The organism is Leclercia adecarboxylata, assembly GCF_006171285.1.
Lineage (GTDB): Bacteria > Pseudomonadota > Gammaproteobacteria > Enterobacterales > Enterobacteriaceae > Enterobacter > Enterobacter barmai.
Genome location: NZ_CP040889.1, coordinates 1,926,373 through 1,952,194 on the forward strand (window position 1 = coordinate 1,926,373; position 25,822 = coordinate 1,952,194).

A 25,822-nucleotide genomic window follows, 5' to 3' on the forward strand; every position below is an offset into this window, starting at 1 on the left:
TATGTGATGGATCGTATTATTCAATCGCCCGGCAAATACATTCAGGGTGCAGACGTGCTCTCACGCCTCGGTGATTACCTGAAACCGCTGGCCGCACGCTGGCTGGTGGTGGGCGATAAATTTGTGCTGGGCTTTGCCGAAGAGACGCTGCGCCAGAGCTTTAAACAAGCGGAACTGTACGTAGAAATCGCGCCCTTTGGCGGCGAATGTTCGCAGAACGAGATTGACCGACTGCGTCAGTTGGCGAAGAGCGCCGACTGCCAGGCGATTCTCGGCATCGGCGGCGGTAAAACGCTGGATACCGCTAAAGCGCTGGCGCATTTTATGGACGTTCCGGTTGCTATCGCCCCGACTATCGCCTCCACCGATGCGCCCTGCAGCGCGCTCTCCGTCATCTACACCGACAGCGGGGAATTCGATCGCTACCTGATGCTGCCCCACAACCCGAACATCGTGATTGTGGATACCAAAGTGGTGGCCGGTGCCCCTGCGCGCCTGCTGGCAGCCGGTATTGGCGACGCGCTGGCGACCTGGTTCGAAGCCCGGGCCTGCTCGCGCAGCGGTGCCACCACCATGGCGGGCGGTAAATGCACACAGGCGGCCCTGGCGCTGGCCGAGCTGTGCTACAACACCCTGATTGAAGAGGGTGAAAAAGCGATGCTGGCCGCGGAACAGCATGTGGTGACCCCCGCCCTTGAGCGGGTGATTGAAGCGAATACCTATCTGAGCGGCGTCGGCTTTGAGAGCGGCGGGCTGGCGGCGGCGCACGCCATTCACAACGGGCTGACCGCCATCCCGGATGCCCATCATTACTATCACGGCGAGAAAGTGGCGTTCGGCACCCTGACCCAGCTGGTACTGGAGAATGCCCCGGTTGAAGAGATAGAAACCGTCGCGGCGCTCTGCCACAGCGTGGGGTTACCCATCACCCTGGCACAGCTGGATATCACCACCGATATCCCGGCCAAAATGCGCCTGGTGGCGACTGCATCCTGCGCGAAAGATGAAACCATCCACAACATGCCGGGCGGCACCACGCCGGATCAGGTATATGCGGCACTGCTGGTTGCCGACCAGTACGGTCAGCGATTTATGCAGGAGTGGGAGTAGCGGCTGTTGCCCGGCGGCGCTGCGCTTGCACGGGCCTACGGGTTTTGTAGGCCGGGTAAGGCGTAGCCGCCACCCGGCAAAAAAATCCCCGCCGAAGCGGGGATTTTCCTTTTACAGCAGATCAAACCGGTCGAGGTTCATCACTTTCACCCATGCCGCGACAAAGTCGTTCACGAACTTCTCGTGAGCATCGCTGCTGGCGTAAACCTCTGCCAGGGCACGCAGTACGGAGTTAGAACCAAATACCAGGTCGGCACGGCTTGCCTGGTATTTCACTTCACCACTTACGCGGTCGCGGCCTTCAAACAGCTCGCTGGATTCATCAGTAGCTTTCCACTGCGTGCCCATATCCAGCAGATTGACGAAGAAGTCAGTGCTGAGTACGCCCACGCGATCGGTAAAGACGCCGCTCTTACCGCCGTCAAAGTTAGCGCCCAGCACACGCAGCCCGCCCAGCAACACCGTCATCTCTGGCGCGGTCAGCGTCAGCTGCTGCGCTTTATCAATCAGCAGTGATTCGGTAGTCGACACGTCGATGGCCGCGCGGTAGTTACGGAAGCCATCGGCAACCGGCTGCAGCAGCGAGAACATGCCGATATCGGTCTGATCCTGACGCGCATCTACGCGGCCTGGCGTAAAGGGAACGGTGATGTTGAAGCCCGCCGCTTTCGCCGCCTGCTCGACGCCCACCACACCGGCCAGCACGATGATGTCCGCCAGCGACGCTTTATGCGCAGATTTATAGATGCCTTCCAGCACCGGCAGAACGCGTGCCGCTACGGCGTTAACATCCCAGCTGCGCTGCGGCGCCAGTGCCAGACGTGCGCCGTTGGCACCGCCACGCTTATCGCCACCGCGGAAGGTGGAGGCCGACGCCCATGCTACGGACACCAGTTCACTCACCGACAGTTCGGAAGCCGCAATATCTTCTTTCAGGCTCTGGATATCGTCAGCGGACGGGTGGAAGAATGGCTGCGGCAGCGGATCCTGCCAAATCAACTCTTCTTTCGGTACTTCCGGTCCGATATAACGGGAAATCGGCCCCATATCACGGTGGGTCAGTTTGAACCACGCCCGGGCGAAGGCTTCGTTAAATGCCTGCGGATCGTTCAGGAAGCGGCGTGAGATCTTGTCGAACTCAGGATCGAAGCGCAGCGTCAGGTCGGTAACCAGCATGGTCGGCTTACGTTTTTTCGACGGGTCGAACGGATCGGGCATGATTTCCGGCGCGTTCACCGCTTCAAACTGAATCGCCCCGGCCGGGCTGCGGGTTTGCACCCAGTCGTATTTATAGAGGTTCTCGAAGAAGTAGTTGCTCCACTGGGTCGGCGTCTGCGACCAGATCACCTCCAGACCGGAGGTAATCGCATCCGCCCCGATACCGGTACCGTGGGTGCTGGTCCAGCCCAGGCCCTGCGCCTCAAGCGGACCGCCTTCCGGATCGACACCCACATGGCTGGCTTCCCCTGCCCCGTGAGTTTTACCCAGGGTATGACCACCGGCGATCAGCGCGACGGTCTCTTCATCGTTCATCCCCATATTGCCGAAGGTGGCGCGAATAGCCGCCGCCGCCGACAGCGGTTCGCCGCTGGCGTTTGGCCCTTCCGGGTTCACGTAAATCAGCCCCATTTCGGTAGCTGACAGCGGATTCTTCGCCAGCGCTTCCGGGTCACGATGGGTTAACCAGGCTTTTTCATCCCCCCAGTTAACGTCCAGATCCGGTTCCCACACGTCTTCACGTCCGGCACCAAAGCCAAAGGTTCTGAAGCCGGAGTTTTCCAGCGCTACGTTGCCCGCGAGAATAAACAGGTCAGCCCAGGAAATTTTCTGGCCATATTTTTGTTTGATCGGCCACAGCAGACGACGCGCCTTATCGAGGCTGACGTTATCCGGCCAGGAGTTGAGCGGAGAGAAACGCTGCTGACCACGGCCCGCGCCGCCGCGTCCGTCGACTGAACGATAGGTGCCCGCACCGTGCCACGCCATACGAATGAACAGACCGGCATAGCTGCCCCAGTCCGCAGGCCACCATGGCTGTGAATCGGTCAGCAGGGCTTTAAGATCGCCCTTCAGCGCGGAATAATCGAGTTTGCTGAACTCTTTGCGGTAATTGAAATCTTTACCCAGGGGGTTAGAACGTTCGGAATGCTGATTGAGAAGGTCGATACGAAGTTGTTTAGGCCACCAGTCCCGGCTGTTGGTGCCAGCACCCGCACTCTTGTCATAACTGCCCTGGTGGAATGGGCATTTACCTGAATTCTGATTCTCGTCGGACTTACTCATCGCTCTGCTCCCTCTATGATTTTACCGTTAGGATATACACCACCGGGAGCAAGAGATAATTGAAACCATCCACAGATTTGATAGTTATTTCCGTCGAAATCGGACGAAAACAAAAAATCCCTCATATTTATGAGGGATTTGCTTTTACAGGCCCGGGCGAACCCCCAAAGTGTGGCAGATCGCGTAGCTCATTTCGGCGCGGTTGAGGGTATAGAAATGGAAATCTTTTACCCCTTCGCGGCTGAGAATTTTCACCATGTCCATAGCGATATTCGCGCCCACCAGCTTGCGGGTTTCAGCGTCATCGTCCAGACCTTCATACATTTTTGCCATCCACAGCGGGATACGCACGTTGGTCATGTCGGCAAATTTCTTCGCCTGTTTGAAGTTAGAGACCGGCAGGATCCCCGGAATAATCTCCACGTCGATACCGGCTGAAACACAGCGGTCACGGAAGCGCAGGTAACTTTCCACATCAAAGAAGAACTGGGTGATAGCGCGGTTCGCACCGGCATCCACTTTGCGTTTCAGGTTGAGCAGATCCGCCTGGGCGCTTTTCGCCTCCGGGTGAACTTCCGGGTAGGCCGCGACGGAGATATCGAAGTCACCAACCTCTTTCAACAGGGCAACCAGATCGGTGGCGTACATCTCCGGCTTGCCGCTGCCTGGCGGCAGGTCGCCGCGCAGGGCCACGATATGACGAATACCGTTGTTCCAGTAATCCTGGGCGATGGCGCGCAGCTCATCACGGGTGGCATCGATACAGGTCAGATGCGGGGCAGCTTCCAGACCGGTACGGTCCTTAATCCCCTTGATGATGCTGTGCGTGCGGTCGCGCTCGCCGGAGTTGGCGCCGTAAGTTACGGAGACAAATTTTGGCTTCAGGCTGCTCAGGCGATCGATAGAGGCCCACAGGGTCTGCTCCATTTCACTGGTGCGCGGCGGGAAAAATTCAAAAGAGACGTTAATCTGGCCGTTTACTTCAGCCAGGCTCTGATTCAGGGCTTCCCGCTGGTTGGCGTGAAAAAAGCTCATACCTTACCTCATCAATCGCGTGTCGTTGTTTGTTGTATTCGAACTTCTATACGTTTAGACGTCCAGATGCAAAAATGACGGAAAAGCGGACTGGCGTCAACTGAAAATATCATCAATAACGGTGAGGAATGCTCAGGGAAAGTGAAAAACGTTCAGGATGGGGTGACTATTCCCTCTCCCCTTAGGGGAGAGGGGGAAAACACAAAGATTACAGCAGCTGCGCCAGACGGTTGATATCTGACTGGATTGCCCCGGCGGTCACGTCGCGGCCCGCACCCGGACCACGGATAACCAGCGGGTTATCGCGATACCAGCGGCTTTCGATGGCAAAGACGTTATCGCACGGCAGCAGCGCCGCCAGCGGATGTTCAGGACGTACGGCCTCAACCCCAACGCGCGCTTTGCCGTTGGCATCGAAACGCGCCACGTAGCGCAGCACCAGACCCATTTCGCGCGCCGCTTCCAGACGCTGTAGCATCTGCTCGTTCAGCGCATCGCCGTTCTCGAAGAAGTGATCGACAGATCCCTCTTCGCAGCCCGCTGGCACCAGCGACTCCACACGTACCTGATTCGGCTCGATGTCGTAGCCCGCCTCACGCGCCACAATCACCAGCTTACGCATCACGTCTTTCCCGGAGAGGTCAACGCGTGGGTCCGGCTCGGTCAGCCCCTGCTGCCACGCCTGATCCACCAGGTCGGTGAACGGCACGGTGCCATCAAACTGCAGGAACAGCCAGGAGAGAGTGCCGGAGAAAATACCGCTGATCGCCAGAATGCTGTCGCCGCTTTCGATCAGGTCGCGCACGGTGTGGTTAACCGGCAGACCCGCGCCGACGGTGGCATTGTACAGCCAGTGACGGCCCGTTTTTTCAAACGCGTCATGAATCTGACGGTAGTTGCGGGTATTGCTTGCACCCGCCAGTTTGTTGGCGCTGATGACGTGGAAACCGTGGCTGGCAAAATCAAGATACTGATCGGCCAGCTGCTCGCTGGCGGTCACATCCAGCACCACCAGGTCGTCATACGGATGGGCACGCATCCACAGGAACAGCGACTCTTCATCCTGCTCAATGGCTTCGTCGTTGAAGAAGGCCAGCGCACGGCTGGCGTCCAGCCCTTCATAGCTGAGCAGGCTGCGGCGGCTGTCCACTACCCCCGCCAGCACAAATTCAAAGCCGGTACGCGCGGAAAGCGTGGTCTGTTCGCGGGCAAACAGCTCCAGCCAGCGGGAACCGATATTGCCTTTCCCGAACAGCATCAGGCCGATACGTTTTTCGGCGCGGAACAGCGACTGGTGCAGCCCCTGGATCAGGCTCTCCGTTGGCCCGGTACGCATCACCGCCACCAGGCTGATGCCCTCTTCCGACTGCCAGGTAAATTCAACCGGCTGGCCTTTCAGCTGCTGCCAGAAACGGTGGCAGTGCAGCGGGTTACGGGTGACGCCCGCGCCGACCATGGCGATCAGCGCCAGCCCCTGACGCAGACGAAGCTCGCCCGGCAGGCCCGCTTCATCGAGAATTTTCAGCGCGCTGTCGGCCACTTCTGCGGTGTAGCAGAACTGCAGCAGGTGACGGTCGGTATGCACACCCACGGCCAGCGGACGCACCTGAGCACGCTTGAGGATCAGATCAATCTCTTTATGCGCCTGTTTGAAATCCTGCCCGGCCGGAACGAGGAACTCGATCAGACAGATATCGTCATGGCTGGTAACGATACGCGCCCCCGTGCCGGAGGCCAGCACGCGCTCAATGCGGGTTGACCCCTGATCCGGCGTATAGCTACAGCGCAGCTGCAGGTCGATATCGCTGCCGGAGACCGGCTGTAAGGTACGGGCGTGAAGAACCGGGGCCGCGAGGCGCGCCAGTTCGCTGGCTTCGTCGAGACGCAGCAGCGGCAGCAGGCACGCATCTTTCACCTTACGCGGGTCGGCACTGTAGACGCCGGCCACGTCGCTCCAGATGGTGACGCGAGACACGCCCGCCAGGGCACCGATCTGCGTCGCAGAGTAGTCAGAGCCGTTACGTCCCAGCAGCACGGTTTCACCCGCGTTGCTGCGGCTGATAAAGCCGGTCACGACAATACGTTTATTCGGATGCTGCACCAGCAGTTGCTGAAGCAGCGGATAGGAGAGGCCTTCATCCACCTGCGGCTGAGCGCCACGTTCGGCGCGCAGGAAATCACGCGCGTCCAGCCATGCGGCCTCCAGCCCCTGCTGTTGCAGGACGGCCGCCATCAGACGGGCAGACCACACTTCGCCGTGGCCCACCACTTCTGCGTAGACGGCATCGGTCACGCCGCTGTCGAGTAACGCGGCCAGCCGCTCCAGATCCTGGATAAAGTTGCTAATCAGGCCATCGGCTACGTCAGCAGGTAATAAACCGGCGATCAGTTCACTCTGATAACGGCGTAACGCTTGTTGAACCTGATGCGCAGAGAGACGATCGGTCTGGCTTAACTTCAGCCAGCTAATCAACTGGTTGGTGGTGCTGCCCGCCGCGGAGACAACCATCATGTCCCCCGGCATCGAATACTCTGCCATGATCCCCGCGACCCGCAGGTAACATTTCACATCAGCAAGACTACTACCACCAAACTTGTGCAGCTGACGACCCTTCGCCCCTGCCTGCGCTATCACACTCATGATTACCCCTTGGCTGCGACCTGGAAGCCATTTTCCAGATCGGCAATTAAATCTTCACAATCTTCAATACCGGTTGAGATACGCAACAGCGTCTCGGAGATCCCGGCGGCGGCACGCGCTTCTGGCGCCATGCCTGCGTGCGTCATGGTGGCGGCGTGGGAGATCAAGCTTTCAACCCCACCTAAAGATTCCGCCAGCGTAAACAGTGACAACCCGCTCAGGAAGCGACGCAGCGTCTGCTCATCGCCATCCAGTTCAAAGCTTAACATCGCGCCAAAACCCTTTTGCTGACGCGCCGCAATCTCGTGCCCCTGATTCTCCGGCAGCGACGGGTGATAAAGCTTTTTCACCAGCGGCTGGGTCTTCAGGAAATCGACAATCGCCTGGGCATTACGCTGCGCCACGTCCATACGCGGCGACAGGGTGCGCAGACCACGCAGCAGCAGATAGCTGTCGAACGCGCTGCCGGTGACGCCGATGTTATTCGCCCACCATGCCAGTTCGGTGACAACTTCCGGATCTTTTGCAATCACCACCCCGGCAACCACATCCGAGTGGCCGTTCAGATATTTGGTGCATGAATGCAATACCAGATCTGCTCCCAGTGCCAGCGGGTTCTGCAGCGCCGGACTGAGGAACGTATTATCCACTACACTTATCGCTCCCGCATCCCTCGAAAGCTGACAAATTTTTGCGATGTCCACAACGCGCAGCAGCGGGTTGCTTGGACTTTCGATTAATAACAGCTTCGGTTTTTCTGCCAGCGCCTGTTTCAGCGCCTGCTCATCACCCTGATCGACAAACAGCACGCGATAGCAACCGCGCTTCGCCAGGCTGTCGAACAGACGGTAGCTGCCGCCGTAACAGTCGTGCGGGGCCACCAGCAGATCGCCAGGTTTCAGGAACACGGTGGTCACCAGATGAATCGCCGACATGCCGGTGTTGGTCATCACCGCGCCTGCGCCACCTTCCAGTTCCGCCAGCGCACGCTGGGTGACATCACGCGTAGGGTTGCCACGGCGCGAGTAGTCATGGGCGCGTGGTTCATTAAATCCGGTGAAGTTATAGGTACTGGAGAGATGAATCGGCGGGACAACGCAGCCGTACTGTTCGTCGTCATTCAATCCGCTACGCACTGCGATGGTGGCCTGTTTACGCGTCATGGTGAAGGCTTCCTGGCTTAATAGATGAAAAGTCAGGCACCAGAGTAAACATTGATTATATGGACGTCAATACATCTGGACATCTAAACTTCTTTGCGTATAGATTGAGCAATGCGCAAATAGCCGTTAAAATTATATGCTTTAGCGCATACCGCAGAGGCAATATCCGTGTCACGACGGCGTCTCTACGGTAAACTACGCGAGATTATGGCGCGAAACCCTGCGAACCGCTGCGGTGTCGGCCTCATATTAATGACAGAGAGGATTAAAGGTATCTCATGGCTGAATGGAGCGGCGAATATATCAGCCCATACGCTGAGCACGGTAAGAAGAGTGAACAAGTAAAAAAAATTACGGTTTCCATTCCTCTGAAGGTGTTAAAAATCCTCACCGATGAGCGCACGCGTCGTCAGGTGAATAACCTGCGTCACGCTACCAACAGCGAGCTGCTGTGCGAAGCGTTCCTGCACGCGTTTACCGGCCAACCTTTGCCGAACGATGAAGACCTGCGCAAAGAGCGTAGCGATGAAATTCCGGAAGAGGCGAAGGTGATCATGCGTGAACTGGGTATCGACCCGGATACGTGGGAATACTGATTTGCAGATACAAAAAAAGCGCCTTGCGGCGCTTTTTTTTCGGGATGCATCTTACTTAGAAGAGCCCGGGATGCTGAAACGCTTGTTGAAGCGGTCAACACGGCCACCGGTTGCAACATCACGCTGCTTACCAGTGTAGAACGGGTGGCACTGGCCGCACACGTCCAGGTTCAGATCGTGACCCACGGTGGAGCGGATCTGGATAGAGTTACCGCAAGAACAGTTTGCAGTAATCATTTCGTATTTAGGATGGATATCTTTTTTCATGGGAGAACCTCAGTTAAGGCCGCGTCGCTCTTCCAGCCCTAACGCCAGACACCACGCGATGTTGAATGTAAGTTCTTTGATGCAAAGTGCACCAAAGGCGGCGAATCATACAGAATTTAACCAGGGTATGCAAACTGATCCGCACGCCGCCTTTCACTAATGTGTATACTAACGCGCCACTTTTCAAGTCAGGAAGATTCGATGCCCGTTGCTCACGTTGCCCTGCCCGTTCCGCTTCCCCGCACCTTCGACTACCTGCTGCCGGACGGCATGCAGGCCGTAGCGGGCTGTCGCGTGACGGTGCCGTTTGGCAAACAGCAGCGTGTGGGCGTTGTGGTTTCCGTCAGCCAGCAAAGCGAACTGCCTCTCAGTGACCTGAAGAGCGTGGTTGAGGTGCTGGACAGCGAACCGGTCTATTCCTCCAGCGTCTGGCGACTGCTGCTGTGGGCCGCCGACTATTATCATCATCCCATTGGCGACGTGCTGTTTCACGCTCTACCCATTCTGTTACGTCAGGGCAAAAGCGCCAGCCACGCGCCGATGTGGTACTGGTTTGCCACCGAGCAGGGCCAGGCGGTGGACATTAACAGCCTGAAACGCTCCCCGAAACAGCAGCAGGCGCTGGCGGCGTTACGCCAGGGCCGGATCTGGCGGCATCAGGTTGAGAGCCTCGATTTTAACGACGCGGCGCTGCAGAGCTTGCGCAAAAAAGGGCTGAGCGAGTTGGCCTGCGAAGCGCCGGCGCTTATCGACTGGCGCGACGGCTTTAGCGTGGCGGGCGACCGTCTGCGGCTGAATACCGAACAGGCAACCGCCGTTGGCGCGATCCACAGCGCCTCCGATCGCTTCTCGGCCTGGCTGCTGGCGGGCGTCACCGGTTCCGGTAAGACCGAAGTCTATCTGAGCGTGCTGGAAAATGTGCTGGCTCAGGGAAAACAGGCGCTGGTGATGGTGCCGGAAATCGGCCTGACGCCGCAGACCATCGCCCGTTTTCGCGAGCGGTTTAATGCTCCGGTCGAGGTGCTGCACTCCGGGTTAAACGACAGCGAGCGCCTCAGCGCCTGGCTGAAAGCCAAAAATGGCGAAGCGGCGATTGTGATTGGCACCCGCTCATCCCTGTTCACGCCGTTTAAAAATCTTGGCGTCATCGTTATCGACGAAGAGCACGACAGCTCTTATAAACAGCAGGAAGGCTGGCGCTATCACGCCCGCGACCTGGCGGTGTACCGCGCCCACAGCGAGCAGATCCCGATTATTCTTGGCTCGGCGACCCCTGCGCTGGAGACGCTGCATAATGTGCGCCAGCGAAAATATCATCTATTACGCCTGACGCGACGGGCGGGTAATGCCCGGCCAGCCATGCAGCACGTGCTGGATCTGAAAGGTCAGCAGGTGCAGGCGGGATTAGCCCCGGCGTTAATTACCCGCATGCGCCAGCATCTGCAGGCCAACAACCAGGTGATCCTGTTTCTCAACCGTCGCGGCTTTGCCCCGGCACTGCTTTGTCACGACTGCGGCTGGATAGCCGAGTGCCCGCGCTGCGATCACTACTACACCCTGCATCAGGCGCAGCACCATTTGCGCTGTCACCACTGCGACAGCCAGCGTCCGGTGCCGCGCCAGTGCCCTTCCTGCGGCTCCACCCATATGGTGCCGGTCGGGCTGGGCACAGAGCAGCTGGAGCAGGCGCTGACCCCCTTCTTCCCCGGCGTGGCCATCTCGCGAATCGACCGCGATACCACCAGCCGCAAAGGGGCGCTTGAGCAGCAGCTGGCGGAGGTGCATCGCGGCGGGGCGCGCATCCTGATTGGTACCCAGATGCTGGCGAAAGGGCATCACTTCCCGGACGTCACCCTGGTGGCGCTGCTGGACGTTGACGGCGCGCTGTTCTCGGCGGATTTCCGTTCTGCAGAGCGCTTTGCCCAGCTCTATACCCAGGTGGCTGGCCGTGCCGGGCGCGCCGGTAAACAGGGCGAAGTGGTGCTGCAGACCCACCATCCCGAGCATCCGCTGCTGCAAACCCTGCTGCATAAAGGCTACGATGCCTTTGCCGAGCAGGCCCTGGCGGAGCGTCAGACCCTGCAACTCCCGCCGTGGACCAGCCATGTGATTATCCGCGCCGAGGATCACAACAACCAGCAGGCGCCGCTGTTCCTCCAGCAGCTGCGCAATCTGCTGCAGGCCAGCCCGCTGGTGGATAATCAGCTGTGGATTTTAGGTCCGGTTCCGGCATTAGCGCCCAAACGCGGCGGACGCTATCGTTGGCAAATTCTGCTGCAACACCCTTCCCGGGTGCGTCTGCAACATATCGTCAGCGGAACACTGGCGTTAATAAATACCCTGCCGGAAGCACGTAAGGTGAAGTGGGTGCTGGACGTCGATCCCATTGAAAGCTAAAAAATGGTGGGAGGCAGATCGAAAAATTCAACATGACTCACACTTTTTATGAAAATTCTGTAACCGCTTCCATTCGCAATCTGATAAAACTGATTCAGTCAGAAGAGCGGTGATACGCCTGCGAGGAGAAGAGGTTGAAGTCCAGGAAAGAGGTTGCCTCGGCGACCATGAAAGATGTTGCCCTGAAAGCAAAAGTCTCAACGGCAACGGTATCCCGAGCCTTAATGAATCCCGACAAAGTCTCGCAAAGCACGCGTAATCGCGTTGAGCAGGCTGCGCTGGAGGTGGGTTATCTGCCCCAGGCCATGGGCCGAAACGTCAAACGAAACGAATCCCGCACCATTCTGGTCATTGTGCCCGACATCTGCGATCCCTTTTTCAGCGAAATCATCCGCGGCATCGAAGTGACCGCCGCCGCCCAGGGCTACCTGGTGCTGATTGGCGACTGCGCGCACCAGAACCAGCAGGAAAAGACCTTCATCGACCTGATTATCACCAAGCAGATCGACGGCATGCTGCTGCTCGGTTCCCGTCTGCCTTTTGATGCCAGCATTGAAGAGCAGCGCAATTTACCGCCAATGGTGATGGCCAACGAGTTCGCTCCTGAACTGGAGCTGCCGACCGTCCATATCGATAACCTCACCGCCGCGTTCAACGCCGTGAATTATCTGCAGGAGCTCGGTCATAAACGCATCGGCTGCATCGCCGGGCCGGAAGAGATGCCGCTGTGCCACTATCGCCTGCAGGGCTATGTTCAGGCGCTGCGCCGCACCGGGGCGACGGTGGATCCGCACTATATCGCCCGGGGCGACTTTACCTATGCCGCAGGCGGCCTGGCGCTGGAAAAACTGTTGTCGCTGCCGCAACCGCCTACTGCGGTGTTCTGCCATAGCGACGTAATGGCGCTGGGCGCACTCTCTTACGCCAAACGGCGCGGCCTGAATGTGCCGAAAGACCTGTCGATTATTGGCTTCGATAACATTTCTCTGTCTGAATTTTGCGATCCGCCGCTCTCGACGGTGGCGCAACCCCGCTATGATATTGGCCGGGAAGCGATGCTGTTGCTGCTGGATCAGCTGAACGGACAAACAGTCAGCAGCGGCTCCCGTTTACTGGACTGTGAATTGATTGTTCGGGGTTCAACCCAGGCACTGACTTAAAGTAAACGCCTTTCAGACGTCCTCATCTGGTCAAAGGCCCGTCGCTTAAGTAACATGACGGGCTGACAAACGAAAAAATACAGCGAAACGATAGTGGCACAACGAGATTATGTACGTCGCGGCCAGCCGGCACCTTCGCGACGCAAAAAGAGTAGCTCACGGAAACCACAACGCAGCCTGCCTGCGGTCTCGCCTGCCATGGTCGCGATTGCGGCGGCGGTACTGGTGGCATTCATCGGCGGCCTCTGGTTCATTACGCACCATAAAAAAGAAGAAGCAGAAGCGCTGCAGGGCAATAAAGTTGTCGGCAACGGCTTGCCTCCGAAACCGGAAGAGCGCTGGCGCTATATTAAAGAGCTTGAAAGCCGCCAGCCGGGCGTGCGTGCACCAACCGAGCCTTCTGCCGGTGGCGAGGTGGTGGATCCTACCCAGTTAACCAATGAACAGCGCCAGTTGCTGGCCCAGATGCAGGCCGATATGCGCCAGCAGCCTACTCAGCTCAACGAAGTGCCGTGGAACGAGCAAACGCCGGCACAGCGCCAGCAAACGCTGCAGCGTCAGCGCCAGGCGCAGCAACAGGTTCAGCAACAACAGCAGTGGGCGCAGACCCAGACGGTACAGCAGCAGAAAGCGCAGCCGCGGGCAACGGAACAGCCGTACCAGCAGCCACGTACCGCGCAGACGCAACCGGCGCAACAGCCGAAGACGCAGCCTTCGAAGCAAAATAGCAACGCACAGCCGTATCAGGATCTGCTGCAAACGCCTGCGCATACCACCGCCCAGCAGCCGAAGGCCGCGCCGGTCACTAAAGAGACCGAAGCACCGAAGCAGACGGCAGAGAAGAAAGACGAACGTCGCTGGATGGTACAGTGCGGTTCATTTAAAGGCGCGGAGCAGGCGGAAACCGTGCGTGCCCAGCTGGCCTTTGAGGGCTTTGACTCACGCATCACCACCAATAACGGCTGGAATCGCGTGGTGATCGGCCCGGTAAAAGGCAAAGAAAATGCCGATGGCACCATCTCTCGTCTGAAGATGGCAGGTCACGCAAACTGCATTCGACTCGCTTCCGGGGGTTGAAACCCCCAAAATCCCCCCCATCTATCATTCTATTCAGCCCTGAGCACTGGCTCGGGGCCTCTATTCCGAATTTGTAACCAGGGGGTCTGCTCGTGACAACAATAGTAAGTGTACGCCGTAACGGCCAGGTGGTGATTGCCGGTGATGGCCAGGCCACGCTGGGTAATACCGTCATGAAAGGCAACGTGAAAAAAGTGCGTCGTCTGTATAACGACAAAGTGATCGCCGGTTTTGCGGGCGGTACCGCTGACGCCTTCACGCTGTTTGAGCTGTTTGAACGTAAACTGGAAATGCATCAGGGACATCTGGTGAAAGCCGCCGTTGAGCTGGCGAAAGACTGGCGTACCGACCGTATGCTGCGCAAGCTGGAAGCGCTGCTGGCGGTTGCCGATGAAAATGCCTCGCTGATCATCACCGGTAACGGTGACGTGGTGCAGCCAGAAAATGACCTGATTGCTATCGGTTCCGGTGGCCCGTACGCCCAGGCCGCCGCCCGTGCGCTGTTGGAAAACTCCGACCTGAGCGCGCGCGATATCGCTGTGAAGGCGTTGGATATTGCAGGGGATATCTGCATCTATACCAACCACTTCCACACCATCGAAGAATTGCCGTCTAAGGCGTAAGGATTTCTCATGTCTGAAATGACCCCACGCGAAATTGTCAGCGAACTGAACAAACACATTATCGGCCAGGATAACGCCAAGCGTTCTGTGGCGATCGCCCTGCGTAACCGCTGGCGTCGTATGCAGCTGGACGAAGTGCTGCGCCATGAAGTGACGCCAAAAAACATTCTGATGATCGGCCCGACCGGTGTCGGTAAAACCGAGATCGCCCGTCGTCTGGCGAAACTGGCCAACGCGCCGTTCATCAAAGTCGAAGCGACTAAGTTCACCGAAGTGGGCTATGTCGGGAAAGAAGTGGACTCTATCATCCGCGATCTGACCGATTCCGCGATCAAAATGGTTCGCGTCCAGTCCATCGAGAAAAACCGCTATCGCGCCGAAGAGATGGCGGAAGAGCGCGTCCTGGATGTGCTGATCCCACCGGCGAAAAACAACTGGGGCCAGGCAGAACAGCCTGCCGAGCCGTCTGCCGCGCGCCAGGCGTTCCGCAAAAAACTGCGTGAAGGCCAGCTGGATGACAAAGAGATTGAGATCGATCTCGCTGCCGCGCCAATGGGCGTAGAAATTATGTCTCCGCCAGGCATGGAAGAGATGACCAGCCAGCTACAGTCCATGTTCCAGAACCTGGGCGGGCAGAAGCAGAAGCCGCGTAAGCTGAAAATCAAAGACGCGATGAAGCTGCTGATTGAAGAAGAAGCGGCGAAGCTGGTGAACCCGGAAGAGCTGAAGCAGGACGCTATCGACGCGGTTGAGCAGCACGGCATCGTGTTTATCGATGAGATCGATAAAATCTGTAAGCGCGGCGAATCCTCCGGCCCGGACGTTTCCCGTGAAGGCGTACAGCGCGACCTGCTGCCGCTGGTTGAAGGCTGCACCGTCTCCACCAAGCACGGCATGGTGAAAACCGACCACATTCTGTTTATCGCCTCCGGCGCGTTCCAGGTGGCCAAGCCGTCTGACCTGATCCCGGAACTGCAGGGTCGTCTGCCGATCCGCGTTGAGCTCCAGGCGCTGACCACTGAAGATTTCGAGCGCATCCTGACCGAGCCGAACGCCTCCATCACCGTGCAGTACAAAGCGCTGATGGCGACCGAAGGCGTGAACATCGAGTTCACCGAAGACGGTATCAAGCGTATCGCACAGGCCGCATGGCAGGTTAACGAAACCACCGAGAACATCGGTGCGCGTCGTCTGCATACCGTGCTGGAACGCCTGATGGAAGACATCTCTTATGATGCCAGCGACCTTAACGGCGAGAGCATTACCATTGATGCCGACTATGTGAGTAAGCACCTTGATGCTTTAGTAGCAGATGAAGATCTGAGCCGTTTTATCCTATAATCGCGGTCATTGCATATTCATCACTGATGATGGGGCTGAAAAGCCCCATTTTTATTGGCTAAATAACTATGACTGAAATCAGCCGTACACGTGCCTGGCTGGAAAGCCTGCGTCCTAAAACTCTTCCTCTCGCTTTCGCCGCCATTATTGTCGGCACCGCCCTCGCGTGGTGGCAGGGACATTTCGACCCGCTGGTGGCCGCACTGGCGCTGGTTACCGCCGGTCTGCTGCAAATCCTCTCTAACCTTGCCAACGATTATGGCGATGCCGTTAAGGGCAGCGATAAGCCTGACCGTATCGGGCCCCTGCGCGGGATGCAAAAAGGGGTGATCACCCAGGAGCAGATGAAACGGGCGCTGATTATCACCGTCGCGCTGATCTGTCTTTCCGGAATTGCACTGGTGCTGGTGGCCTGTAAAACGCCGGCGGATGCGGTTGGCTTCCTGGTGCTCGGCCTGCTGGCCATCGTCGCGGCGATCACCTATACCGTTGGCACCCGCCCCTACGGATACATTGGTCTGGGTGATATTTCCGTGCTGGTGTTCTTCGGCTGGCTGAGCGTGATGGGCAGCTGGTATCTGCAGGCGCACACGCTAATCCCTGCCCTGTTCCTGCCGGCCACCGCCTGCGGCCTGCTGGCGACGGCGGTACTCAATATCAATAACCTGCGCGATATCGACAGCGATCGGCAGAACGGTAAAAACACCCTGGCGGTCCGTTTAGGGCCGGTGAACGCGCGCCGCTACCATGCCTGCCTGCTGATGGGTGCGCTGTTCTGTCTGGCGCTGTTTAATCTGCTCTCGCTGCACAGTCTGTGGGGCTGGCTGTTCATCCTTGCCGCGCCGCTGCTGTTCAAACAGGCACGCTACGTGATGCGCGAGCAGAGCGCCTCGGCCATGCCGCCAATGCTGGAGCGCACGGTAAAAGGGGCGCTGCTGACTAACCTGTTGTTCGTGATAGGGATTGTTCTCAGCCAGACGCTAAATTAGCTGACAAATATCAATTAACAATTGATGATTTTGCAAACAATGCATTTCGCGCGATATACTGAAATCACTTGCAGCAACAGAGCGTTAAACCTATGAAATACGATACCTCCGAGCTTTGTGACATCTACCAGGAAGATGTTAACGTCGTAGAACCGCTGTTCTCCAACTTTGGTGGACGGTCGTCATTTGGCGGACAAATCATCACGGTTAAATGTTTTGAGGATAACGGGTTGCTGTACGATCTGCTCGAACAGAACGGCCGTGGTCGCATTCTGCTGATCGACGGCGGCGGCTCCGTGCGTCGCGCGTTAATTGATGCCGAACTGGCCCGTCTTGCCATGCAAAACGAATGGGAAGGCATTGTGGTCTATGGCGCGGTGCGTCAGGTGGATGACCTCGAAGAGCTCGATCTGGGCATTCAGGCGATTGCTGCAATCCCGGTGGGTGCCGCAGGGGAAGGCATTGGCGAAAGCGACGTGCGCGTCAATTTCGGCGGTGTGACGTTCTTCTCCGGCGACCATCTCTATGCCGATAATACCGGCATTATCCTCTCTGAAGATCCGCTGGATATCGAGTAATAAAAAAGCCGGGTGGCGGCTTCGCCTTACCCGGCCTGCTCATTCTCTCTCACGCCGTTAAGCGTAAAAGATAACGGGAATCAGACTTCTTCCATACGTCCCAGCAGGGCATGCAGACGATCCTGCCAGCCGTTCTGCTGTTCGCGCAGGTGGTGGTTTTCACGCTCCAGCTCTTCGCGACCGTGCTGAGCAGTCTGAATTTCCTGCGACAGCGCGTTGTTTTTTTCTTTCAGCTCTTCGATTTCCATCTGCAGCAGGGTGATGGTATCAATCGCCTGCTGTACTTTGGATTCCAGTTTCTCAAACACTTCTAACGACATAATCCTACCTCTCCTGAATTTGCAAGGCGACGCTTGACGTAAACGCGCACAACACCTGGTGTCGATTGTATGGAGCCCCGCCCTCCCTGTCCAGCGGCAGACCGCGCAGATTGCGGTTTGCAACACTTTTCAGCCTCCTCCTGGTGCGTTCGCACCATATACCCCTAAATTGTTAACACTTTAGTTAACGGGATGCTTCAACCCGCATTCGCTCATTAACGCTCGCACACACTTTATGGCGCGTTATCGCTCATTTTGTTGACGCGGCACACACATTTTAAGTTCGATATTTCTCGTTTTTGCTCGTTAACGATAAATTAACACTATGTCTACAGGACATCGTGGCGGTTTCGACAATCGTCGCGCCAACAATAACCATTAATTCTTTTCAGGATCCGATTATGAGTGAAACATCAACCTTAAAAGGCCAGTGCATCGCAGAGTTCCTGGGTACTGGGTTGTTGATTTTCTTTGGCGTAGGATGTGTGGCTGCATTGAAAGTGGCGGGCGCCAGTTTCGGGCAGTGGGAAATCAGCATCATCTGGGGTCTGGGCGTGGCGATGGCCATCTACCTGACGGCGGGTGTTTCTGGTGCGCATCTCAACCCTGCGGTCACCATCGCGCTGTGGCTGTTTGCCTGCTTCGACAAACGCAAGGTGATCCCCTTCATTGTTGCGCAGTTTGCCGGTGCCTTTTGTGCAGCAGCGTTAGTTTACGGGCTCTATTACAATCTGTTTATCGACTTTGAACAGACGCACCAGATGGTGCGCGGCAGTACCGAAAGCCTTGAGCTGGCGGGTATCTTCTCCACCTATCCGAACCCGCACATTAACTTTGTGCAGGCCTTCGCGGTGGAAATGGTGATTACCGCGATCCTGATGGGCGTTATTATGGCCCTGGGGGATGACGGCAACGGCATTCCACGCGGGCCGCTGGCACCGCTGCTGATTGGCCTGCTGATTGCGGTAATCGGTGCATCAATGGGACCGCTGACGGGCTTTGCCATGAACCCGGCGCGCGACCTGGGACCCAAGACGTTTGCCTTCTTCGCGGGCTGGGGCGACGTTGCCTTCACCGGCGGTAAAGATATTCCTTATTTCCTGGTGCCGCTGTTCGGCCCCATTGTAGGTGCTGCGCTGGGTGCCTTCGGCTATCGTAAACTGATTGGCCGCCACCTGCCGTGTGACACCTGTGTCGCCGAGGAGAAGGACACCTCCTCCGCCACACAACAAAACGCTTCGCTGTAATCTGACTACGGGACCACAACTATGACCGACAAAAAATATATCGTTGCGCTCGACCAGGGCACGACCAGCTCCCGCGCTGTCGTTATGGATCATGACGCGAACATCGTCAGCGTGTCACAGCGCGAATTCGAGCAAATTTATCCGAAGCCAGGCTGGGTCGAGCACGATCCAATGGAAATCTGGGCGTCGCAAAGCTCGACGCTGGTTGAAGTGCTGGCGAAAGCCGATATCAGTTCCGATGAGATTGCCGCTATCGGTATCACCAACCAGCGTGAAACGGCCATCGTCTGGGAGCGCGAAACCGGTAAGCCGATTTACAACGCTATCGTCTGGCAGTGCCGCCGCACCGCGGATATCTGCGAGAAGCTCAAGCGCGACGGTATGGAAGAGTACGTGCGTAGCGCCACCGGCCTGGTGGTGGACCCGTACTTCTCCGGCACCAAGGTGAAATGGATCCTCGACCACGTTGAAGGCTCCCGCGAGCGGGCAAAACGCGGCGAACTGCTGTTCGGCACCGTGGATACCTGGCTTATCTGGAAGATGACCCAGGGCCGCGTCCACGTGACCGACTACACCAACGCCTCGCGTACCATGCTGTTCAACATCAACACCCTGGAATGGGATGACAAGATGCTGGAGGCGCTGGATATCCCGCGCGCCATGCTGCCGCAGGTGCGTAAATCCTCGGAAATCTACGGCCAGACCAATATCGGCGGTAAAGGCGGCACGCGTATTCCTATCGCCGGGATCGCCGGTGACCAGCAGGCGGCGCTGTTTGGCCAGCTGTGCGTGAAGGAGGGGATGGCGAAAAACACCTACGGCACCGGCTGCTTCATGCTGATGAATACCGGCGAGAAGGCGGTGAAATCAGAGCACGGCCTGCTGACTACCATCGCCTGCGGCCCGCGCGGGGAAGTGAACTACGCCCTGGAAGGCGCGGTGTTTATGGCGGGGGCCTCCATCCAGTGGCTACGCGACGAGATGAAGCTGATCAGCGACGCCTTTGACTCAGAGTATTTCGCCACCAAGGTGAAAGATACCAACGGCGTGTACGTGGTGCCGGCCTTTACCGGGCTGGGTGCGCCGTACTGGGATCCGTATGCGCGCGGGGCGATTTTCGGCCTGACGCGTGGGGTAAACTCCAACCACATCATTCGCGCCACGCTGGAGTCGATTGCCTATCAGACCCGCGACGTGCTGGAAGCGATGCAGGCCGACTCCGGCATTCGCCTGCACGCCCTGCGTGTGGACGGCGGCGCGGTTGCCAACAACTTCCTGATGCAGTTCCAGTCCGACATTCTGGGTACCCGCGTGGAGCGCCCGGAAGTGCGTGAAGTGACGGCGCTGGGTGCGGCTTATCTTGCCGGTCTGGCGGTGGGCTTCTGGCAGAACCTGGATGAACTGCAGGAAAAAGCGGTCATTGAACGCGAATTCCGCCCGGGCATCGAAACCACCGAGCGCAACTACCGCTACAGCGGCTGGAAGAAAGCGGTGAAACGCGCCCTGGCGTGGGAAGAGCACGACGAGTAAGACAAGCCTTACCCCTTACCCCTCACCCTAACCCTCTCCCCAAAGGGGAGAGGGAACTTGAACACCCTCGCCCCTTTGGGGAGAGGGCCGGGGTGAGGGGGACCCAGCCCGCACCCCACCCCACTCTGTGATAAACTTCGTGCAATTCCTTTTGATTGCACGAGTATCTGATGAAACGTGAACTTGCTATCGAGTTTTCCCGCGTAACCGAAGCTGCCGCCCTGGCAGGCTATAAGTGGCTTGGCCGTGGCGACAAAAATACCGCTGACGGCGCAGCCGTCCATGCCATGCGCATCATGCTTAACCAGGTCAACATCGACGGCACCATCGTGATTGGCGAAGGTGAAATCGACGAAGCGCCAATGCTCTTTATCGGTGAAAAAGTCGGGACCGGCAAAGGCGATGCGGTGGATATCGCCGTGGATCCGATTGAAGGCACCCGCATGACCGCCATGGGCCAGGCTAACGCGCTGGCGGTGCTGGCCGTGGGCGATAAAGGCACCTTCCTCAACGCGCCGGATATGTATATGGAAAAGCTGATTGTCGGCCCTGGCGCAAAAGGGGTTATCGACCTCAATCTGCCGCTGGCGGATAACCTGCGTAACATCGCCGCCGCGCTCAATAAACCGTTGAGCGAACTGACGGTCACTATCCTGGCTAAACCGCGCCACGATGCGGTGATTGCCCAGATGCAGCAGCTCGGCGTGCGCGTCTTCGCCATCCCCGACGGCGACGTGGCGGCCTCCATTCTTACCTGCATGCCGGACAGCGAAGTCGACGTGCTGTACGGCATCGGCGGCGCACCGGAAGGGGTGGTCTCTGCCGCGGTGATCCGCGCCCTCGACGGGGATATGCACGGGCGTCTGCTGGCGCGCCATGAGGTGAAAGGCGACAGCGAAGAGAACCGCCGTATCGGCGAGCAGGAGCTGGCCCGCTGTGCGGCAATGGGGATTGCAGCCAACACCGTGCTGCGTCTGGACGATATGGCCCGCAACGATAACGTCATCTTCTCCGCCACCGGGATCACCAAAGGCGATCTGCTGGACGGCATCAGCCGCAAAGGCAACATGGCGACCACCGAAACGCTGCTGATCCGGGGTAAATCACGCACCATTCGCCGCATCCAGTCAATTCACTATCTGGACCGCAAAGATCCCGACGTGCAGACCCACATTCTGTAAAACCGTTTGATCAATTGAGCTTTCCGGCCCGCCCGGGCTGGAAATCTCCCCTCCAGGAAAGGAAGATAGATCCCGACATAAGCACAGGAGAACATCATGGCTGACTGGGTAACAGGCAAAGTTAAAAAGGTAGAATTCTGGACCGATGCACTATTTAGTCTCACCGTTCATGCGCCCATCCACCCCTTCACGGCGGGGCAGTTTGCCAAGCTGGGGCTGGAGATCGACGGCGAACGCGTGCAGCGCGCCTACTCCTATGTCAACGCGCCGGATAACCCGGATCTCGAGTTCTATCTTGTCACCGTCCCCGACGGCAAACTCAGCCCGCGTCTGGCGGCACTAAAACCCGACGATGAGATCCAGATTGTCAGCGAAGCCGCTGGCTTCTTCGTGCTGGATGAAGTACCCGACTGCGAAACGCTGTGGATGCTGGCGACCGGTACCGCCATCGGCCCTTACCTGTCGATCCTGCAGTATGGGCAAGACCTCGACCGCTTCAAGAATATCGTGCTGGTGCATGCCGCGCGCTATGCCGCAGACCTGAGCTACCTGCCGCTGATGCAGGAGCTGCAGAAGCGCTATGAAGGGAAAGTGAAAATCCAGACGGTAGTGAGCCGTGAAACGGTAGCGGGGTCACTCAACGGGCGCGTCCCGGCCCTGATTGAAAATGGCGAACTGGAAGCCGCCGTAGGTCTGAAAATGGATGCAGCCACCAGCCATGTGATGCTGTGCGGTAACCCGCAGATGGTGCGCGACACCCAGCAGCTGCTGAAAGAGACCCGGCAGATGACCAAACATTTACGCCGTCGGCCGGGCCATATGACCGCAGAGCACTACTGGTAATCAGCGGTACTTCACGTCGATCGTATCTTTACCGTATTTATTCTCGCCCTGGGTGCCAACGAACGCGCCCAGGTCGACAATCATCATCACAAAAATAACGGTGGGGATCAGCCTGCCAACCACCCACGGCAGCATGGAAGGGAGCATCGACCAGTTGCCAGCCAGCAGCATCCACGCCAGCACCACCAGCAGCGCCCACAGCCCCGAACGTCCACGATCGTGCAGACGTTTCACTAACACCGCTGCGGTCGGCCATAGCAGCGACACCAGCGCGAAGGCCGCCGTCTGGGTGCTCAGCCACGCGTTATTGGCAAAAATAAACAGAGCCAGCATGGCGACAATCCATACACCAATCCAGATCCAGAAATCACGGCGTCCAATACGCCCTTTGAATGCAAACAACCACTGCTGTATGGTCATGTCAGGTTCCTTAAAATCATTGCGGAGCGTAGTTTACCCTGGAGTCGCATCCTTTTGACAAGCCAGCCGGATCCCGTTTTAATCGTGGGCAGTAACATTCAGAGACTTTATTGATGAAGATGTGGTTTCACCTTATTTGGCTGGGTTTAACACTGTTAAGTGCGAGCTTTTCTCTGCGTGCTGCCGAGACCTCCGCACCGGCTACCGCACCCTACGTGATGCCGGGCGCGCCGACGTTCGATCAGTCCATTAGCCTGTTCCGTGAAGCCTTTAATCAGGATAATCCAACCCTGCCGCTCAGTGAGTTTCGCTCCATCGACGGCGCCCGCGATACCCCGAACCTGACCCGGGCTGCCAGCAAAATTAATGAGAATCTGTACGCCTCCACGGCGCTGGAGCGTGGAACCCTCAAAATTAAGAGTATGCAGGTCACCTGGCTGCCGATTCAGGGGCCGGAACAGAAAGCCGCCAAAGCCAAAGCGCTGGAGTATATGAGCGCGATATTACGCGCGTTCACCCCTGCGCTGACCAAATCCCAGAGCCAGCAAAAACTGCAAAAGCTGCTCACCGCCGGTAAAAACAAACGCTACTACGCCGAAACGGAAGGTGCGGTTCGCTATGTGGTGGCAGATAACGGCGAAAAGGGGCTGACCTTCGCTGTTGAACCGATTAAGCTGGCGTTATCTGAGACTCTCGGCGGCTCGAATTAATGACAAAAAGCAAAGCCTTTCGAGGGAAAATCTCTATACTGATTCACAGACCATGCTGCCCAATCGGGTGGCCATATTCCTTAATTCGCTCTTGAGCGTGGAGAATTGAAATGCGACATCCTTTAGTGATGGGTAACTGGAAACTGAACGGCAGCCGCCACATGGTAAACGAGCTGGTAGCTAACCTGCGTAAAGAGCTGGCTGGCGTGACTGGCTGTGCTGTTGCTATCGCTCCGCCGGACATGTACCTGGATATGGCTAAGAAAGCGGCTGACGGCAGCCACATCGTTCTGGGTGCTCAGAACGTTGACGTTAACCTGTCTGGCGCGTTCACCGGTGAAACCTCCGCTGAAATGCTGAAAGATATCGGCGCGAAATACATCATCATCGGCCACTCTGAGCGTCGCACCTATCACAAAGAGTCCGACGAGTTCATCGCTAAGAAATTCGCGGTGCTGAAAGAGCAGGGTCTGATCCCGGTTCTGTGCATCGGTGAAACCGAAGCAGAAAACGAAGCGGGCAAAACTGAAGAAGTGTGCGCACGTCAGATCGACGCAGTGCTGACCACTCAGGGCGCGGCAGCGTTCGAAGGCGCGGTCATTGCTTACGAGCCAGTATGGGCGATCGGTACCGGCAAATCTGCAACCCCAGCACAGGCTCAGGCCGTTCACAAATTCATCCGTGACCACATTGCGAAAGCCGACGCGAAAGTTGCTGAGCAAGTGATCATCCAGTACGGCGGTTCCGTAAACGCAGCGAACGCCGCAGAGCTGTTCACCCAGCCTGACATCGACGGCGCGCTGGTTGGCGGCGCATCCCTGAAAGCAGACGCTTTCGCGGTGATCGTTAAAGCAGCAGAAGCCGCTAAAAAGGCGTAATTGCCTTTGTGGCGGGTGGCGCTTCGCTAACCCGCCCTACGGTTCTGTAGGCCCGGTAAGCGCCAGCGCCACCGGGCTTTTTTACAGCCGTCCCAACATGCTAAACCACAGATAATCCAGCGGCAGCAGCACCAGATACGTTGCCACCGCCAGCGCCAGACAGAGCAGCATCCCCGCCCGCGCAGGCACCCTTCCCAGCCCCATCGCCACCACAATCGGCGACGCCTGATACGGCAGCAGCGGCGTGGAATACCCCAGCACCTGAATCATGATCACCGATAATAACGGAAAGCCGGTGGCATCCGAGAAGCTTTGCGCCAGCGTGGTGTACAGGGCCGGCACGCCGTTGGCAGTCATGATGAAGTTCAGCGCGGTGGTGATGCCGGTCAGCGCGAGGAAACTGGTGAACGGCGCGTCGGCATCCAGCGGCATCACCCGCATCAACGCCTCACCCACGGCATTGCCAATCCCGGTCTGCGTCACGGTGATCGCCAGCCCCAGAATGCCCGCCACATAGATACAGGTGCGCATATTCACCCCGGCCGAGAACTCCTCCCCGGTAATAAAACCCACGCGCGGCAGCATCACCACAACCGACGCCGCAAGCCCCGTCCACGCCGGGCCAATGCCGTGCCAGCTTTCGGTCACCCACATCACCAGCACCACCGCCAGCAGCCAGGCGAGGCGTTTTTCGTCGCGGCCCATAGGCTCCGACGAAGTCAGATCCTGCGCCGGTTTGGGCGCACCAGGAAACAGCCAGCAAATCAGGCCGATCAGAATCAGGCCCTTGAGAATGCCCAGCACCGGGGTATGCAACAGCAGGTAGGGAACATAGTTGAGATGGATCCCGTACGAGCCCTCCGCCGCCCCGCTCATCACCAGATTGGGCACGTTGGCAGGCAGGATAGTGGCCGACAGCTGGAAGGTGCCAAACCCCACCGCCAGCGCCAGGCCGAACCATGCCCGGGAGCCGTCGGCAATGCCCGCCCGCTTCGCCATCGCCGCCACAATGGGCATCAGCAGCGCAATACGCCCCATGTTGGAAGGCATAACAAACGCCAGCGCATAGGTGAGCAGCACCACGCTTGCCACCATCAGCGGCCAGGAGTCGGTCAGCCTGGAGGATAATGCCCGCGCCGCCCTGTCCGCCAGCCCGGTTTTGCGGATCGCCACGCCCAGCACAAACCCGCTGAATACCAGCCAGAACGCCGACGATGCAAAACCGCCAAAGATCACCTCCGGCGGCGCAATTCTGGCGATCATCGCCGCGGTAAAAAACAGCAGCGCGGTGATAAATTCCGGCAGCAGCGAGGTGGCCCAGAGCACAATAGTGACGCCGACGATCAGCGAGGGCAGAAACAGCGGATGAGTTAACCAGAGCGACATACCTGTCTCCTGTAGAATTTTTCAGCAAGTCTACGGCGACAGGCAGG

At 57.9% G+C, this 25,822-nt stretch carries 23 protein-coding genes; 15 read left to right on the top strand and 8 right to left on the bottom strand.

Features of this window, described 5'->3' with window-relative positions; translation table 11 throughout:
- Positions 1 to 6: 6 nt before the first annotated feature.
- Positions 7 to 1,110, top strand: coding sequence for a bifunctional L-1,2-propanediol dehydrogenase/glycerol dehydrogenase (gene gldA, locus FHN83_RS11010; RefSeq protein ID WP_138370882.1), 1,104 nt, complete (start codon positions 7 to 9; stop codon positions 1,108 to 1,110).
- A gap of 111 nt (positions 1,111 to 1,221) precedes the next feature.
- Here the strand turns inward: gldA and katG are convergent, their stop codons facing one another.
- From katG to metB, 4 genes are all read right to left on the bottom strand, one after another.
- The gene (gene katG / locus FHN83_RS11015; protein WP_139563830.1) at positions 1,222 to 3,393 is read right to left on the bottom strand and encodes a catalase/peroxidase HPI; all 2,172 of its coding nucleotides are present in this window, start codon (positions 3,391 to 3,393) and stop codon (positions 1,222 to 1,224) included.
- A 144-nt stretch (positions 3,394 to 3,537) separates the two neighbouring features.
- Complete coding sequence (gene metF, locus FHN83_RS11020) at positions 3,538 to 4,428, bottom strand: methylenetetrahydrofolate reductase (protein ID WP_039032119.1); 891 nt, start codon at positions 4,426 to 4,428, stop codon at positions 3,538 to 3,540.
- A gap of 208 nt (positions 4,429 to 4,636) precedes the next feature.
- On the bottom strand, positions 4,637 to 7,069 hold the full coding sequence (locus FHN83_RS11025) for a bifunctional aspartate kinase/homoserine dehydrogenase II (protein WP_039032120.1): 2,433 nt from the start codon (positions 7,067 to 7,069) through the stop codon (positions 4,637 to 4,639).
- 2 nt (positions 7,070 to 7,071) lie between these two features.
- The gene (gene metB, locus FHN83_RS11030; RefSeq protein ID WP_139563831.1) at positions 7,072 to 8,232 is read right to left on the bottom strand and encodes a cystathionine gamma-synthase; all 1,161 of its coding nucleotides are present in this window, start codon (positions 8,230 to 8,232) and stop codon (positions 7,072 to 7,074) included.
- A gap of 278 nt (positions 8,233 to 8,510) precedes the next feature.
- On the opposite strand from metB, the gene metJ reads away from it, so the two are divergent.
- Positions 8,511 to 8,828, top strand: a complete 318-nt coding sequence (metJ, locus tag FHN83_RS11035) for a met regulon transcriptional regulator MetJ (RefSeq protein ID WP_007369220.1) — start codon at positions 8,511 to 8,513, stop codon at positions 8,826 to 8,828.
- A gap of 51 nt (positions 8,829 to 8,879) precedes the next feature.
- On the opposite strand, the gene rpmE is transcribed toward metJ, so the two are convergent.
- Complete coding sequence (gene rpmE / locus FHN83_RS11040) at positions 8,880 to 9,095, bottom strand: 50S ribosomal protein L31 (RefSeq protein WP_039032122.1); 216 nt, start codon at positions 9,093 to 9,095, stop codon at positions 8,880 to 8,882.
- A gap of 201 nt (positions 9,096 to 9,296) precedes the next feature.
- Here rpmE and priA point away from each other — a divergent pair, with 201 nt between their 5' ends.
- The 7 genes from priA (at position 9,297) to rraA (ending at position 17,260) form a co-directional block, all read left to right on the top strand.
- Positions 9,297 to 11,492 (top strand): primosomal protein N', encoded by a 2,196-nt coding sequence (gene priA, locus FHN83_RS11045; RefSeq protein ID WP_139563832.1) that lies wholly within the window; start codon positions 9,297 to 9,299, stop codon positions 11,490 to 11,492.
- Between the two features lie 134 nt (positions 11,493 to 11,626).
- The gene (cytR, locus tag FHN83_RS11050) at positions 11,627 to 12,652 is read left to right on the top strand and encodes a DNA-binding transcriptional regulator CytR (protein WP_039032124.1); all 1,026 of its coding nucleotides are present in this window, start codon (positions 11,627 to 11,629) and stop codon (positions 12,650 to 12,652) included.
- Between the two features lie 93 nt (positions 12,653 to 12,745).
- Positions 12,746 to 13,729: a cell division protein FtsN gene (ftsN, locus tag FHN83_RS11055; protein ID WP_139563833.1), complete on the top strand. Its 984-nt coding sequence runs from the start codon at positions 12,746 to 12,748 to the stop codon at positions 13,727 to 13,729.
- 92 nt (positions 13,730 to 13,821) lie between these two features.
- The gene (gene hslV, locus FHN83_RS11060) at positions 13,822 to 14,352 is read left to right on the top strand and encodes an ATP-dependent protease subunit HslV (RefSeq protein ID WP_039032126.1); all 531 of its coding nucleotides are present in this window, start codon (positions 13,822 to 13,824) and stop codon (positions 14,350 to 14,352) included.
- Positions 14,353 to 14,361: 9 nt separating this feature from the next.
- On the top strand, positions 14,362 to 15,693 hold the full coding sequence (hslU, locus tag FHN83_RS11065) for an HslU--HslV peptidase ATPase subunit (protein ID WP_039032127.1): 1,332 nt from the start codon (positions 14,362 to 14,364) through the stop codon (positions 15,691 to 15,693).
- A gap of 62 nt (positions 15,694 to 15,755) precedes the next feature.
- Positions 15,756 to 16,682, top strand: a complete 927-nt coding sequence (menA, locus tag FHN83_RS11070; protein WP_139563834.1) for a 1,4-dihydroxy-2-naphthoate polyprenyltransferase — start codon at positions 15,756 to 15,758, stop codon at positions 16,680 to 16,682.
- A gap of 92 nt (positions 16,683 to 16,774) precedes the next feature.
- Positions 16,775 to 17,260: a ribonuclease E activity regulator RraA gene (gene rraA / locus FHN83_RS11075; protein ID WP_039032129.1), complete on the top strand. Its 486-nt coding sequence runs from the start codon at positions 16,775 to 16,777 to the stop codon at positions 17,258 to 17,260.
- A gap of 80 nt (positions 17,261 to 17,340) precedes the next feature.
- On the opposite strand, the gene zapB is transcribed toward rraA, so the two are convergent.
- A complete protein-coding gene (gene zapB, locus FHN83_RS11080; RefSeq protein ID WP_039032130.1) occupies positions 17,341 to 17,580 on the bottom strand; it encodes a septal ring assembly protein ZapB in 240 nt (79 codons plus the stop codon).
- 401 nt (positions 17,581 to 17,981) lie between these two features.
- On the opposite strand from zapB, the gene FHN83_RS11085 reads away from it, so the two are divergent.
- From FHN83_RS11085 to fpr, 4 genes are all read left to right on the top strand, one after another.
- On the top strand, positions 17,982 to 18,827 hold the full coding sequence (locus tag FHN83_RS11085) for an MIP/aquaporin family protein (protein WP_039032131.1): 846 nt from the start codon (positions 17,982 to 17,984) through the stop codon (positions 18,825 to 18,827).
- A gap of 21 nt (positions 18,828 to 18,848) precedes the next feature.
- Positions 18,849 to 20,357, top strand: coding sequence for a glycerol kinase GlpK (gene glpK / locus FHN83_RS11090; RefSeq protein WP_039032132.1), 1,509 nt, complete (start codon positions 18,849 to 18,851; stop codon positions 20,355 to 20,357).
- A 170-nt stretch (positions 20,358 to 20,527) separates the two neighbouring features.
- Entirely contained in the window at positions 20,528 to 21,538 is a 1,011-nt protein-coding gene (gene glpX / locus FHN83_RS11095; protein ID WP_139563835.1) for a class II fructose-bisphosphatase, read from the top strand.
- Positions 21,539 to 21,634: 96 nt separating this feature from the next.
- Entirely contained in the window at positions 21,635 to 22,381 is a 747-nt protein-coding gene (gene fpr, locus FHN83_RS11100; protein ID WP_138370889.1) for a ferredoxin--NADP(+) reductase, read from the top strand.
- Here fpr and FHN83_RS11105 read toward each other — a convergent pair whose 3' ends face one another.
- A complete protein-coding gene (locus FHN83_RS11105; protein ID WP_138370890.1) occupies positions 22,382 to 22,801 on the bottom strand; it encodes a DUF805 domain-containing protein in 420 nt (139 codons plus the stop codon).
- A gap of 113 nt (positions 22,802 to 22,914) precedes the next feature.
- On the opposite strand from FHN83_RS11105, the gene FHN83_RS11110 reads away from it, so the two are divergent.
- Positions 22,915 to 23,511, top strand: coding sequence for a DUF1454 family protein (locus FHN83_RS11110; protein WP_039032136.1), 597 nt, complete (start codon positions 22,915 to 22,917; stop codon positions 23,509 to 23,511).
- A gap of 110 nt (positions 23,512 to 23,621) precedes the next feature.
- The gene (tpiA, locus tag FHN83_RS11115; RefSeq protein WP_039032137.1) at positions 23,622 to 24,389 is read left to right on the top strand and encodes a triose-phosphate isomerase; all 768 of its coding nucleotides are present in this window, start codon (positions 23,622 to 23,624) and stop codon (positions 24,387 to 24,389) included.
- 81 nt (positions 24,390 to 24,470) lie between these two features.
- Here tpiA and FHN83_RS11120 read toward each other — a convergent pair whose 3' ends face one another.
- Complete coding sequence (locus FHN83_RS11120; RefSeq protein WP_139563836.1) at positions 24,471 to 25,775, bottom strand: SLC13 family permease; 1,305 nt, start codon at positions 25,773 to 25,775, stop codon at positions 24,471 to 24,473.
- Positions 25,776 to 25,822 lie beyond the last annotated feature (47 nt).

What these genes read in the sequence shown, in the direction of transcription:
- gldA (WP_138370882.1), top strand. Translation starts at nt 7, where the DNA reads ATGGATCGTATTATTCAATCGCCCGGCAAATACATTCAGGGTGCAGAC.
- katG (WP_139563830.1), bottom strand. Translation starts at nt 3,393, where the DNA reads ATGAGTAAGTCCGACGAGAATCAGAATTCAGGTAAATGCCCATTCCAC.
- metF (WP_039032119.1), bottom strand. Translation starts at nt 4,428, where the DNA reads ATGAGCTTTTTTCACGCCAACCAGCGGGAAGCCCTGAATCAGAGCCTG.
- FHN83_RS11025 (WP_039032120.1), bottom strand. Translation starts at nt 7,069, where the DNA reads ATGAGTGTGATAGCGCAGGCAGGGGCGAAGGGTCGTCAGCTGCACAAG.
- metB (WP_139563831.1), bottom strand. Translation starts at nt 8,232, where the DNA reads ATGACGCGTAAACAGGCCACCATCGCAGTGCGTAGCGGATTGAATGAC.
- metJ (WP_007369220.1), top strand. Translation starts at nt 8,511, where the DNA reads ATGGCTGAATGGAGCGGCGAATATATCAGCCCATACGCTGAGCACGGT.
- rpmE (WP_039032122.1), bottom strand. Translation starts at nt 9,095, where the DNA reads ATGAAAAAAGATATCCATCCTAAATACGAAATGATTACTGCAAACTGT.
- priA (WP_139563832.1), top strand. Translation starts at nt 9,297, where the DNA reads ATGCCCGTTGCTCACGTTGCCCTGCCCGTTCCGCTTCCCCGCACCTTC.
- hslU (WP_039032127.1), top strand. Translation starts at nt 14,362, where the DNA reads ATGTCTGAAATGACCCCACGCGAAATTGTCAGCGAACTGAACAAACAC.
- rraA (WP_039032129.1), top strand. Translation starts at nt 16,775, where the DNA reads ATGAAATACGATACCTCCGAGCTTTGTGACATCTACCAGGAAGATGTT.
- zapB (WP_039032130.1), bottom strand. Translation starts at nt 17,580, where the DNA reads ATGTCGTTAGAAGTGTTTGAGAAACTGGAATCCAAAGTACAGCAGGCG.
- FHN83_RS11085 (WP_039032131.1), top strand. Translation starts at nt 17,982, where the DNA reads ATGAGTGAAACATCAACCTTAAAAGGCCAGTGCATCGCAGAGTTCCTG.
- glpK (WP_039032132.1), top strand. Translation starts at nt 18,849, where the DNA reads ATGACCGACAAAAAATATATCGTTGCGCTCGACCAGGGCACGACCAGC.
- glpX (WP_139563835.1), top strand. Translation starts at nt 20,528, where the DNA reads ATGAAACGTGAACTTGCTATCGAGTTTTCCCGCGTAACCGAAGCTGCC.
- fpr (WP_138370889.1), top strand. Translation starts at nt 21,635, where the DNA reads ATGGCTGACTGGGTAACAGGCAAAGTTAAAAAGGTAGAATTCTGGACC.
- FHN83_RS11105 (WP_138370890.1), bottom strand. Translation starts at nt 22,801, where the DNA reads ATGACCATACAGCAGTGGTTGTTTGCATTCAAAGGGCGTATTGGACGC.
- FHN83_RS11110 (WP_039032136.1), top strand. Translation starts at nt 22,915, where the DNA reads ATGAAGATGTGGTTTCACCTTATTTGGCTGGGTTTAACACTGTTAAGT.
- tpiA (WP_039032137.1), top strand. Translation starts at nt 23,622, where the DNA reads ATGCGACATCCTTTAGTGATGGGTAACTGGAAACTGAACGGCAGCCGC.
- FHN83_RS11120 (WP_139563836.1), bottom strand. Translation starts at nt 25,775, where the DNA reads ATGTCGCTCTGGTTAACTCATCCGCTGTTTCTGCCCTCGCTGATCGTC.